At 41.1% G+C, this 12,706-nt stretch carries 14 protein-coding genes and 1 riboswitch; all 14 genes read right to left on the bottom strand.

The window, feature by feature from the left end; all coding sequences use genetic code 11:
* Positions 1–212 precede the first annotated feature (212 nt).
* The 14 genes from D0463_RS00690 to queC all read right to left on the bottom strand — a co-directional run bounded on the left by D0463_RS00690 (position 213) and on the right by queC (position 12,479).
* Complete coding sequence (locus D0463_RS00690; protein ID WP_117304021.1) at positions 213–1,004, bottom strand: DUF817 domain-containing protein; 792 nt, start codon at positions 1,002–1,004, stop codon at positions 213–215.
* Between the two features lie 86 nt (positions 1,005–1,090).
* On the bottom strand, positions 1,091–1,315 hold the full coding sequence (locus D0463_RS00685; RefSeq protein WP_117303979.1) for a helix-turn-helix domain-containing protein: 225 nt from the start codon (positions 1,313–1,315) through the stop codon (positions 1,091–1,093).
* A 10-nt stretch (positions 1,316–1,325) separates the two neighbouring features.
* Positions 1,326–1,808: a DUF2975 domain-containing protein gene (locus D0463_RS00680; protein WP_117303977.1), complete on the bottom strand. Its 483-nt coding sequence runs from the start codon at positions 1,806–1,808 to the stop codon at positions 1,326–1,328.
* Between the two features lie 573 nt (positions 1,809–2,381).
* The gene (locus tag D0463_RS00675) at positions 2,382–2,615 is read right to left on the bottom strand and encodes a hypothetical protein (RefSeq protein WP_117303974.1); all 234 of its coding nucleotides are present in this window, start codon (positions 2,613–2,615) and stop codon (positions 2,382–2,384) included.
* A gap of 437 nt (positions 2,616–3,052) precedes the next feature.
* Positions 3,053–4,306, bottom strand: coding sequence for an exo-beta-N-acetylmuramidase NamZ family protein (locus tag D0463_RS00670; protein WP_117303972.1), 1,254 nt, complete (start codon positions 4,304–4,306; stop codon positions 3,053–3,055).
* A 210-nt stretch (positions 4,307–4,516) separates the two neighbouring features.
* Positions 4,517–4,666 carry a hypothetical protein gene (locus D0463_RS19250; RefSeq protein WP_160118333.1) on the bottom strand — a complete coding sequence of 50 codons (150 nt, stop codon included), beginning with the start codon at positions 4,664–4,666 and terminating at the stop codon, positions 4,517–4,519.
* 115 nt (positions 4,667–4,781) lie between these two features.
* On the bottom strand, positions 4,782–6,872 hold the full coding sequence (locus D0463_RS00665) for a glycoside hydrolase family 3 protein (RefSeq protein ID WP_117303970.1): 2,091 nt from the start codon (positions 6,870–6,872) through the stop codon (positions 4,782–4,784).
* A 22-nt stretch (positions 6,873–6,894) separates the two neighbouring features.
* Complete coding sequence (locus D0463_RS00660; protein WP_117303968.1) at positions 6,895–8,592, bottom strand: serine hydrolase domain-containing protein; 1,698 nt, start codon at positions 8,590–8,592, stop codon at positions 6,895–6,897.
* Positions 8,593–8,879: 287 nt separating this feature from the next.
* The gene (locus tag D0463_RS19245) at positions 8,880–9,017 is read right to left on the bottom strand and encodes a hypothetical protein (protein WP_160118332.1); all 138 of its coding nucleotides are present in this window, start codon (positions 9,015–9,017) and stop codon (positions 8,880–8,882) included.
* Between the two features lie 9 nt (positions 9,018–9,026).
* Positions 9,027–9,194, bottom strand: coding sequence for a hypothetical protein (locus D0463_RS19240; protein WP_160118331.1), 168 nt, complete (start codon positions 9,192–9,194; stop codon positions 9,027–9,029).
* 764 nt (positions 9,195–9,958) lie between these two features.
* Entirely contained in the window at positions 9,959–10,489 is a 531-nt protein-coding gene (locus D0463_RS00655) for a VUT family protein (RefSeq protein WP_117303966.1), read from the bottom strand.
* Positions 10,490–10,615: 126 nt separating this feature from the next.
* Entirely contained in the window at positions 10,616–11,338 is a 723-nt protein-coding gene (gene queE / locus D0463_RS00650; protein ID WP_117303964.1) for a 7-carboxy-7-deazaguanine synthase QueE, read from the bottom strand.
* On the bottom strand, positions 11,331–11,813 hold the full coding sequence (queD, locus tag D0463_RS00645) for a 6-carboxytetrahydropterin synthase QueD (RefSeq protein WP_117303962.1): 483 nt from the start codon (positions 11,811–11,813) through the stop codon (positions 11,331–11,333). The genes queE and queD overlap by 8 nt, the downstream gene beginning before the upstream one ends.
* Before the next feature lie 3 nt (positions 11,814–11,816).
* On the bottom strand, positions 11,817–12,479 hold the full coding sequence (gene queC / locus D0463_RS00640; protein ID WP_117303959.1) for a 7-cyano-7-deazaguanine synthase QueC: 663 nt from the start codon (positions 12,477–12,479) through the stop codon (positions 11,817–11,819).
* Between the two features lie 50 nt (positions 12,480–12,529).
* Positions 12,530–12,572: riboswitch (PreQ1 riboswitch) on the bottom strand.
* Positions 12,573–12,706 lie beyond the last annotated feature (134 nt).

The raw sequence follows: 12,706 nt of genomic DNA, 5'->3' as shown, positions 1-12,706 counted from the left end.
AACTCACCCTAAAGTTTAAGTGAATATTTTATAAATGCCTTCCGGCAGTATTATCAAAAGCTATTTATAAAGAAAAAAGCAACAATTCGAACATTGCTTTTTCCAATTTATCTTATTCGGAATTTTGTACGTTAGGAGAACTTTAACCTAAAAAAAGTCCAATTCCTTACTATGCTAAGAATCCGACTTTTTAAATAGAGGTTTCTTAACAGTTATAAAGATTGACCAGCTTCTATCCTAGTGGCATTTTCCCCCTTAACCTGCTTTAACGTCGCTACTATAAGAAAGCTAACAATCACTAATAAGAGCCATGAACTCACCTTTCCTAGATGAACGAGACTCCATGCATCGGTTTGGTTTGGATATTCCCAAGCTCCAAAGAACGTGGCGATATTTTCGGCTATCCATATAAAAAATCCGATGAGTACAAAAGAAAGCGCGAGTGGCATACGATAACGAGTTCCATCCACCTCGTATGTAACCCATGTTTGCCAAAAGACGATAATTACAAGTCCAGATAACCACCAACGAACATCAATCCAATAATGGTGGGTGAAAAAGTTCATATAAATCGCAGCTGCAAGAGGAACAACTACCAAAAACGGCGGCCACTTAACCAGTTCAACCTTTAACCTCCTCCACGCCTGGCAAAGATAACTCGCTACGCTTGCATACATAAATCCGCTATACAAAGGCACTCCAAAAATTTTGAAATATCCCTCCTCTGGATAAGACCAGGAGCCCATATGCACCTTGAAAAGTTCAAGAGCAAGCCCAATAAGGTGGAACAATGTGATAACCTTTAATTCATCCCGTGTTTCAAGCCCGGAACGCACCATCCACCACTGCATCAGAAGGCAGATGATGAGCAGCCAGTCATACCGTGGCAGGAAGGGAAGTGGCATGAATTGTGTAAAAGCCAAAGAGGCAAAAATAACGACAGGAAACAAACATGATAGAGCCTGCTCCCAACCAAAACGAACGAGTTGCGTTAGTGCTCTCATGATTGGCGGCTTTTGAAAGGTTAAATTCATGGTAACTCCCCTTTTATGAAATCTTTCTGTTCCTTTCAGTGCAAAACAGTCCTATTTTAATAATCTTGAGTGTCTTCGTCATTTTTATATTCTAAAATATCTCCCGGCTGACATTCTAAAGCCTTACAAATCGCCTCTAGAGTTGATAATCGAATCGCTTTTGCCTTTCCATTTTTCAATATAGAAAGATTCGCCATTGTGATTCCAACCTTTTCCGAAAGTTCCGTTACGCTCATTTTCCTTTTCGCCAGCATCACATCAATATTGATTATAATCGCCATTGTTTTCACCTCAGACCGTTAAATCATTTTCTGATTTTATATCGATGGCTTCTTTTAAAAGCTTTTGAAGAACAGCAGCAAAGACGCCAATCACCATGGAAGCAAAAATAATGACCAGTCCGATTAATATGATACCTGGGGCGTCGTCTCTCTCTGCCACGAGATAGAAGAGTGGCATGCCTGCCACCAACAAGATACTGATTGTGATTGCACAGTATTTTATGTTCTTTAAAGCTCTTACAGATAATTCCGAGAAAGCTTTATTCTTGTCAATATAGCTTAGAAGTATAAAGGCTTGATACAGAGCAAAGTAGAAAGGTATCGCCGCTGCGTACAAATCGATTAAAACGAGATATTTCATATAAGCAATATCCGGATACAATTCTGCTGCAAAATTCGCAATCTCAGGCACCAAAAAAATACACAAAGCAAGAACTGGGATTCCAATAAGAATAACAGCTATCTTTAAAAAGAGTGTTGTTCCTCGTTTCATAAAAAGCACCTCACATATTTATCGTCAATTTGAATTTAACACATTATTTATCGTTTCACAATAAAATATTATCGATTTTAATCATAATTTTATTGTTATATAAATATCCTTTTAATGTCAGACAAGATAAAAAGCATTCCTCATTACGAGAAATGCTCTATAACTTTAAACTATTCAATTATAACTTGTTCAACTAACGTGCCCGGTTAGCAGAAGAAATCACGGCTCTCTTTGAACTCTACAAATGCATATTTGCTGCTTGCACTAATGGTCTTATCCCAATTTTCCTTTCTAATTTTTAAATAAATGCTCTATCCTACTTCTAATCCTTGGGAGATTATAATCACGATTTATTAAGTAACCTCTCCCAACTACATCACTGGAATCATCAGATTAGATTAACAGCCTGTTGGGTTTAATGGTATGACCCCGGGAGACTTCAGAACACAGCTTATTCTCTTCACCTATATAGGCCCCTAAAACGAACATGGAATCATCAGGTTCTTCTCCCCCACAACTCCTGATCTATATCCTAATGAATCATCAACAAGACTAATTCGCCCAAACCGAACATTATTGCTTATTAATCTCCAAGATTAACTGATTCGTCTTATGATAGGTTTCTAAATAGTCATTCATATATTTTTCCGCCTGTTGCACCGTCAAATTCTCTTTGTCATGATATTCTTCATAATTCATGGCAATATTGCTGTATTTCTTATATTGCAGTTCCACTATGTTCATTTCTTTTTGTAAAATCTCACGCAAATGATCAAAATTTTTATCGGATATTTTTATTATTTTCATTAGATGTAATTCCTCTCTATGTATGCAAAGAAAAATGATTTTTTTCAACTTATTTTCATCTCATTGCTACGGCCGTATTTAGGAAGCTTACCTGATCAATACCCTTTTTTCCCTAAGGATTCCTTTCTCTTGAAGATAATAATCAAATAATAATTCTTTAGATTGCTTTAAACGATTTACCTATAAGAGAATATACAACATGATAAAAGAACGTTCAAATTCATGCTTGAACTTATCACAAATTCTTCTTGGATCAATGCACCCATTTATTTCGATAACTCACCCATTAGGTGATCAAAATGAAAAAGCAGTAAGATTTCTTCATTCTGAAATCTACTGCCATTTCATGCTTTTACGGATAGTTTAAATTTTCCCGAAAGCGTCTCTCGTTTCGTCATGAATTCCTGCAAATTGCGGGATATCTCTCTGTGCCCCGGCTATTTGTACATTAAATACTTTTCGCGGACATCCATAAATTTATCGAGGTCATCCTGCCATGCAGCTTCCAGCTCTGTTACCGACTTGCCGGCCTCGATGCCTGCCCGGACGGAGCCATTGCCGACAAGATTGTCGAAATAGGAAATTCCGTTGCTGCCAGGTGTTCTGAATTGGAATTGAGCAGGATACATATCATGGATGGTTTTTACAATATATAATCCCGTCTCAAAAGGCTTATAGATTCTTCGGTCTGTTACATGAACTTGAATGCCGTGGCTTAACTGGTTCGCATATTTCGAAAACGTCGGGGTAAAGGACGCGTCCCTGAATGTCACTCCAGGCAAATGATAAGAATTCAGCTTCTCTGCAAGATCCGCTCCATTAATAAATGGCGCACCGATTAATTCGAAAGGTCTCGTCGTTCCCCTTCCCTCGGACACGTTTGTTCCTTCAATCAGACACGTCCCCGGATAGACGAGCGCTGTATCCAGAGTTGGCATGTTTGGAGACGGCGGAATGAATTGTAATGGAGTGTCGTCGTAATACTTGTTGCGTTTCCACCCATCCATTTTCACAACCGTTAAATCAGTGCCGATGCCAAACTCCTTATTAAATAGGTTCGCAAGTTCCCCTGCCGTCATCCCGTGGCGGACAGGAATTGGATATTCTCCAACGAAGGAAGAGTATTTATCTTCAAGAACGGGCCCTTCGACATTGGCGCCGCCAATCGGATTTGGACGGTCCAGCACAATCATTGGAATATCGTTCTCTTTTGCCGCTTCCATTGCCAGCGCCATCGTGTATATATAGGTGTAAAAACGTGCGCCGACATCCTGGATATCGAATACGAGCACATCCACATCCTTCAGCATTTCCGCTGTCGGTTTCTTGGTTTTTCCATAAAGGCTGTATACCGGGAGCCCGGTTTTTTCGTCGGTATATTTTTCCACATATTGGCCAGCCTGCGCACTCCCACGGACTCCATGTTCCGGGCCATATAAGGCTGTCAGTTTCACATCGGGATGATTATAAAGCAAGTCTGCGATACTGGTCAGCTGTTGATCCACTCCCGTCGGGTTGGTGATCAGCCCTACGCGCTTATTTTTAATTAAATCGATCTGATCCTCTAATAAAACCTCCACGCCCAGACGGAATTTCTCTTTCTTTTTCCCTTTATCGTTTCCAGCAATCACTGCAGTAAAGGTTGATAAAACCAGCACCAGGGCAATTATACCCGTTAGCAACTTCTTCAAAAGAACCCCTCCTTCAATATTATTCGCCGACTTTTTGTTCCCTTTTATTTGCCGAATTTTGTCCAATCAAATCAAAACCATTGTAAAACATTCTATTTTGCATGTAATAATCAGAAATTCAGGGGTCTCTATTACAAAATGCGAACTCTTTACGTGTGCATGAATAATATTTCTATGTTGAAATGACTCATTTTTGTCCTTTTATCACTCTTATGAAGGACGTTTCGGTGTCGAATGGACGCGATTTTGGGCCTTCATCGCCCTGATGATGGACCTTTCCGCGCCGCATGCATCCATTTGGGTCTTCATTACCCTTATGAACGACATTCCGTGTCCGACTAATTCTTGTTTGTCCTTCACTTAATTTTGGCTTACCAGCTAGAAAGCCTGTTTAGCCTGCTTGGCAATAAAGAACTACAACCAATTTGTTCATTCATTGTAAAAAGTTCAATATTTACAGCGATTTAAATCATTTTTAATATCCTAATCCTTGCCCGAACCCGTATAACACGCTGCCAGATGGATGATAGATGGTCACCGGAAGTTTGCCGGCAGGGTTATTCTCACCAAAGATGGTGTTGGCCGTTGCTTCAAAGCTTGCTGTCCGGAATCCATACTGGGCAAGATAGGCGTCCACATTTGGATAGGCCATGATATCATAAGGATTTCTGATAGCTACTCCGATAACTGGTGCATCGGCTTGCTCAATGACCTGATTCGCGAGCTTCATTTGATTGCTGCCTGGCGACCTGCCTGCAACGGATGCTGAGTATGTGCCCAGAATGATATATTTTGCATCATTCATTTGGGCTAATTGCTGATCTGTAAGTGGTTTTGAGGCAGGAATATACGTCACATTTCCATGGTGCTTTTGAACCTGAACTGCGAGTTCACGGACATACAGCCCGGAATCGCCCACAACGACAATCTTATCTTCTTTTGCCGCTTTAATCGGAAGAACGGCATTATTTTTCACAAGAGTAATAGATTTAGCAGCTGTATCTTTTTCAACTTGCTTATGTTCCGCGGAACCAACCACTTGTAGGGCATTAGCCACTTTGTCATCGATGGTTGTATTTGTTTCAGGCTTGACTATGCCTCTATTTAACTTCAGAGCTAAAATACGTTCGTTGGATTTTTCAATTCTTTCAACTGATATATCACCTGTTTTTACTGCATGATAGAGACCCTCTGCTACTTCTTTAAGACCGACCGGCATTAATACGATATCTGTTCCGGCCTTGACAGCGCGGATGGCCGCATCCACAGGACCGAAATGATCACTGATCGCCTGCATATTCATCGCATCCGTAATGATAACTCCCTGAAATCCCATATTCTCCCGCATGAGGCCAGTTAACACCTTATGGGAAAGCGTCGCCGGAATCGAAATTTCACTTCCGTCTTTTTTGGAAATGGCCTTGCCGTCATCAATTTTCGGGAAGGTTACATGTGCTGTCATGACCGCATCAACGCCGGCATCCATCGCCTGCTGGAAAGGGTATAATTCTATTTTTTTCAGACGGTCAAGGTCATATGGGACTTCCGGCAGCCCTAAATGGGAATCGACGGCAGTATCGCCGTGCCCTGGAAAATGCTTGGCGGTTGCCGCCGTTCCGCTTTCTTGAAGGCCCCTCATATAAGCTTTGCCCAATTTTGCTACAAGCTCTGGATCTTCACCAAACGAACGAACACCGATCACCGGATTATCAGGGTTATTGTTTACGTCAAGAACAGGTGCCAGGTTCATATTAATTCCCAGTGCGTTGAGCTCTTCCCCAATCGATGTTCCAACTTTTTCGGCCAACTCTTCTGACCTTGTTGCTCCCAGGGCCATATTCCCTGGCATGTCTGTACCAGATTGAAGGCGTGTAATGACACCGCCTTCCTGGTCAATCGCCGTAAGCAGCCCGTACTTTTCCGAAGCTTCCTGATAAGCATCTGCGAGCCTAGTCGTTTGCTCTGTTGTCACCACGTTCTCACGGAATAAAATGACTCCGCCGAGATGAAAATCCTTCACAAGCTGTTCAATCTCAGGCTTCATCTCCGTCACATTTTGCCCTTTCCAGGTTCGGAAGTCAGGCATCAGCATTTGTCCAACTTTTTCTTCCAGGGACATATGCTTGATCGCATTGCCAATCAGGTCATAACGGTTACCTTCTTCTTTTCGAATCAACACTTTTTCTGTATGATTTCCTTTAAATTGAATGGAAATCCGATCTCTTTTGCGGCCGTCAGTAACAGAGATAAACGTTTTTCCGTTATGGCCTGTAAGGGTCACCTCTCCGTCATCATCCACAGTGGCCACATTTTTATTGGATGACTTCCATGCAATATCCTCTGAAGCTAGCAAAAAATGTCCATCTTCATAAACATGAAGCGCATGTAAATCAATTTTTTTATCCTTCACTTCTTTTTTGACCTGAGGAACATTCAGATCAATCACTAAATCCTCAATTCCCAGTGGATTCGCTTTCGCTTTTACCGTTCCTAAAACAGGATTCTGTGTCACGATTAACCCGAATGTAAGTAACGAAAGGGTTAGCGTCTTGAAAAATTTGCCCATATATTTTCCCCTCCCAAAAGATTTAATAGTCTCTTAATTGCCATTCATTATTGGTAAAAGAAAGCTTGCTTTTCGATTCATCTCCATCCTGGATTTGAGGATGTTGGATATACCATCCCCGCCCGTTCACGGAAGAATCCGTTTTATAGGTAAAGCGTAATTGCGTTGCTTCTTTTGGCAAAATCAGCTCTTCATTTTGCCAGCCGCTGCTGATGCCAGTGAACTGGGCAAGTTTTTGCCATGTATCATCTTTTAGGATTTCTATATAGCCAACATCCGTGTAGTTTTCAAGACGATGCCATGTTGCAAAAGTCAGTTTGGCATCCTGCTTTAATTGGAGTTCCGCCTCCATGACCCTGTTTAGCTTATCCCCATAGCCCGCGAACCAGGCAGAGTCTTTACGCGGCATCGATACAGGGATTGAATCCGCTACCTGCCGCGCGAACAATCTTCTTGTTTGGTTGGTTGACACCGTATTTCGTGTTGGATGCACACGATTGGTGAGCAGGATGGCAATCGTTTTATTGGTTTGGCTGACAACAAGGGAAGTGCCTGTATAACCGGTATGGCCAAAAGTCATTCCATCCGATAAGGCATCCATATACCATCCCTGGTTAAGCTCCCAGCCCAGTCCATGGTCATTGCCAGGGAAGCCATCATTCTGATTGTCCAGCAGCAGCTTCACGGTTTCTGGCTGCAGGATCCTTTTCCCCCCATACCTGCCTTCGTTTAAGAAGATATTCGCAAACTTGGCTAGATCCGTTGCAGTCGAAAAAACACCGGCGTGGCCCGCGACTCCATCCAGTGACCAGGCGTTTTCGTCATGGACTTTTCCCCAAACCAGTCCCCGGTTTGGCGTAGATTGGTATTCAGTTGCGGCGATCCGTTTTTTCAAGGAAGCCGGTGGATCATACATCGTATCCTTCATGCCCAAAGGTTCAGTGATGTGCTCCTTCACGAATGCATCCTGTCTTTGCCCGGACAACCGTTCGATTAACGCCCCTAATGTGATCATATTCAAGTCGCTATAGGTATAGGCGGTGCCAGGCCTGTTTTTTAATGGCTGCTTAAAAACCCGCTGAATCCGCTCTTCTCTGGAATGGCCCTGGTTATATAAAGGAATCCACGGTTCAAACCCGGAAGTATGGGTGAAGAGCTGCCTAATCGTCACTTGCTGCTTCCCGTTTTGGGCAAATTCAGGAATATATTTCGCCACAGGGTCATCGAGTTGAAATGATCCTTTTTCATATAGGATCATCGCTGCTGTGGACGTAAACTGCTTGCTGATCGACGCCAGATCAAAGATGGTATTTTCCTGCATATGGACAGGATCATCCATTTCCGAAAAGGAACCGTCGACATACTTGGCTGAATATCCGTAGGCCTGATGTTTGACAATCCGGCCTCCTCTGGCTACAAATGCAACGGCACCGGGCATGACTTTGTCTGAAATGGCCTGGTGTATAATCGGATCAATTGCCTGGAGCGGCGCTTCCACCATCCCGGCTCCCCTTGCCGAGCCGGGATGAAGAACACTTGACGCCGGGAAAACGGCTGTATTCCATGTAAATACCGGATGAGGCAGCTGAGAATCAATGAACGAGCGCTTTTCCTGCTTTTCAATGGTTGGAACCAATGGCACGCTGCCATCAGCTAAAACCGTGGTGCTCCCTAGAAAAACCGAGCAAACAGAAGTGATGATGAACGTCTTCTTCTTCATGTGTCCTCCTTTTTACTGAGTCAATTAATCAAAGGCTGCCTTTAGCAGCAACTAATTTGAAATCGCTTACAATCAAAGGGTATAGCACATAGGTACAGTCGTCTATACCACCTAAGCACTATAACTTATATCTATGGTTGTTTTTTCGGGTAAAAAGACGGGTGTAGTTCGTAGTGAATTTTGAAATGCGTTTCAATTTCTCATTTCAAATTCAAATCTACAAGAAATGAGCACAAGCTAAAAAACACATGGCTAAACATTAGTCCATGTGCTTCTTTCTATTGCTATTAACCGTTTTTTGAGAGATAAAGACTGCCTCCCTGCGTTTTCACGAAGAAAATTTCCTCACCCAGGGCAACGTTTTCATAGAGATAAGCCGGAATTTGAATCTGCTTGCCATTGTTCAACTTCACCCAGTATTGCATTTCTGTCTCTTAACAGCTCATTTTGTTCGCCACAATTTGATTTTTGAATTTTTGCTGTACGACGCCATGAACCTCTTCCTCTGCCTCCGACATTATACCAGCCCTCAAGCCCATAGCATGCACCCCAAGCAAAACAGCCAACAGAGCAAAATATATGGATTGCGTTAATTTTCTCAAGGGACTTCCTCCGTCTGACAAAAGAGTTATCCCTCATAGATTGTTCCAATAAATCAAAATCAATGCTATCAATAACTGAAACTGGAATAAAAAAGGAGGAATCGAATTTGATAATCCTCTCTTTGTTTGGTGCTGTTTATTTTTATTCTGTTTCTCGTTCCAGTTTCATCTCCTGTTTGGTAATTAGCGTTCCAATTCCTGTTTTTCGCATGTATAGTTGATTCGTTTTGGACATTAAAAAGACCCCTGATTTTTACGTATAGGGGATCCCAGAATTTAACAATTATTCAAAAAATGAATTCTTCACCAAAAGAATGGTTTAAGCATTTGACTATCCGTTGATTTCCGCTCCAGGCGCTCACTTACCGCGGGCAGTCCGGGAGCCTCCTCGGCAAAGGGCACGCCTCCGGGGTCTTCCCTGGCCTGCTTTTCCCGCAGGAGTCTCGCACCTTCCTCTCCAATCAAATTTGTTGCAAAATTAACTGAGCTATTACGTTAATCAATATTAAACCACCACTTATGGTGAAGATCTAAAAAATGCATGCTATTTTTCGCCTATCCCTTCTTATTTAGAGGTTTTTATTGAGATTGTTCGTCAGCAATATAAAGACCACATAATCAGCTCTTTTCATTAGGCTTTCTCAGGTATTTTTCAGATTATTTTCCGATTTTATTGTTATATAGAAAGTCGTTAGTACCTCACACGTATTTTACCCATCCAGGTGCACTAAAAAAGCACTTACTGACTGGTAAGTGCTAAAATTTTAATTCGACATCAATTTTCTATTATTCGTTTGATTAATAATCAGGGCTGCTAAACCTTGAATAATTGTCTTTACAATTACTTGACCTAAAATAGCCATTGGAACAGTTTCCCAAGGTAAGAAATTAGCGCCCAATGGACTTAACCCTATTACAACAAAGATAACCGAATCTAAGAATCCTCCAACTAGTCCACTATAAAAAACTCTCAAACTCATTGGTAATTTTAACCTAGTATAAATTTCAGTATCTGTAGTTTCCGACACAGCAAAGGAAATAGCAGACGCAAATACGATAAGAAGTGTGTCACCATACATAAATGATAGACTTGCTGATAAAACAAGAGCAATTGCGATAAACAAGTAAGTCTTAAGACGGCCATATTTATTTTGAACAAGATCTCTTAAAATAAAAGTTGCACCAATAAAAAATGTTCCCATTGGTATAATAAACATACCAAGATGCAAAGGAGCAAATGCAGCCGTCACCACATTAGCTGTAACTATTATAACTAAATACAATAACACCCTCATATTTTCCCCACCTTCTTTGAATTTTCCAAAAGAACATTAGTTCTATTTTAATTTAACTTTAAATTCTCGACTTGTAAAACAAAATGGATATCTTAATTTAAAATTTTCAATTTAAAAAGAGGAGATTTAAACTCCCCTCTTATTTCCCCAAACAAAGGTATGAAGTTGTGGAAGAACTCGTACGTCATTTAATTCAGTGTCCATTATCACTTTGTTTATCAGATCTTCATATTTTTTGATCAGGTGGGCCACCAGATTAGTATTATCATTGGTAGTGATGTTATCATTCCCAACCTGAAGATAGAATGGAATACTTGGATACCTTTTATGGACATTCCGAGCATACTGATAATCTAGCTCGTCAAAGATAACTACCTTAAGGCTAAAGTTTTGTTTTTCAGATTGTAAGTTGCCTACAATAGTATCAAGTAAATCGAAATTGGTGTCCATTTTAGAACTTGGAGGTTTTGGTGAAATGGTTAATTCATCGATTTCATAAAACCATTCCTGCCACCGGCTACCCTGTGTTTCCAAGCAGATTTTAATATTATTTTCTTTTAATATAGCAATTAGTTCAGTTAGATTTTTTATTAAAGCAGGATTGCCACCGGAAATCGTAACAAAAGAAAAGCTGTCTCCGCCAGTTGCTTTTAGCTCTCTCCAAATTTCCTCTGCTTCCATCTGACGGATTAATTCCTTTCCTGTACCATCCCATGTAAAAGAAGAATCACACCAAGCACAGGAATAGTCACAACCAGCAGTACGTACAAACATCGTCTTTTGACCGATCACCATACCTTCGCCTTGGATAGTAGGACCGAAAATCTCCATGACAGGAATTTTACTCAATCTCCATCCACTCCCTTCTGGCTTCTGCGTAACTGGTAGGAGTTTCAAACAATCTAACAAATTCAATGCGGGCACTGTTATATTGGGTTACCCTATCTTCTTGTTTCAGTGCTTCTGCCATTTTTTCATAAATCCATACAACCATATTTTCAGCCGTTGTGTTCATTGGCGGTAGAGTTTCATTCAGATATCTGTGATCAAGGAAAACTTCAATTTCATTTTTCCAGATTTCCTTAATGTCACCAAAATCAATCATTAATCCACGGTCATCAATAAAACCACTGATCCCAAAAATAACACGATACGTGTGCCCGTGCAGGTTTTTGCATTTGCCTTCGTAGTTATGCAGATGGTGTGCTGCGTCAAATGTAAATTCCTTACTGACAAGGACCCGCTTTGAGTGGTATTTTAATTGGTCGTCCTTGATATCCTCTCCTAATTTTTGAATTTTATCGACGATTCGAAATCCGTACATGATTTACAGCCCCTTTCCTTCTGAGATGTAGGCATCAAGACCTTTTTTTCGCAGTTTGCACGCTGGGCAATCTCCACATCCATCTGCCACAATGCCGTTATAACATGTCAATGTTTTTTCACGAACAAAATCAAATGCCCCTAGTTGATCAGCCTGCTCCCATGTCTGGGCTTTATTCAACCACATTAATGGAGTGTGGATAACAAACTGGTTATCCATAGAGAGGTTCAAGGTAACATTCAATGACTTTATAAATATGTCTCGGCAGTCAGGATAGCCGCTGAAGTCTGTTTCACAAACTCCAGTGACAATATGCTTTGCTCCAATCTGACTGGCAAGGACTCCTGCAAAAGACATGAATAATAGGTTTCTCCCAGGTACAAAAGTGGAAGGAAGCCCTCCGTCCTCCGCATCCTTCACTTCGATATCCTCTCGCGTTAAAGCGTTCGGGGCCAACTGATTCAGTAGGCTCATATCGAGGATATGATGTTTGATGCCCAACTCTTTTGTAATGTTTTTCGCACATTCAATTTCAGTAATATGCCGTTGGTTATAATTAAATGTTACCGCTGTAACATGTCCAAATTGCTGCATTGCCCAAAACAGGCAAGTTGTGCTGTCCTGTCCTCCGCTGAAAACCACTATAGCTTTTTCGTCCTTTAACATACTATTACTCCCTTCGACAAAAAAACAGCACTACTAAGAAAGCAGTACCGTTTTCTTTAGTTTTTTTGAGAGGGTAGCTAGAACCTCTACCGCCTGATAGCGGACTTTTTATATAATTTATTATAAACTAATTTAATAATTTTTGCACCTTTCTCTCGACATTTTTCGATACCTCCTTACCCTATCCCTATATGGTACTTCATAAGTATGGTCGTAACATACCGGGA

This window comes from Bacillus sp. V59.32b (assembly GCF_003429085.1).
Classification (GTDB): domain Bacteria; phylum Bacillota; class Bacilli; order Bacillales; family DSM-1321; genus Peribacillus.
Note: the sequence above shows the minus strand (reverse complement) of the source record. Positions and strands in the feature narration are given on the sequence as shown.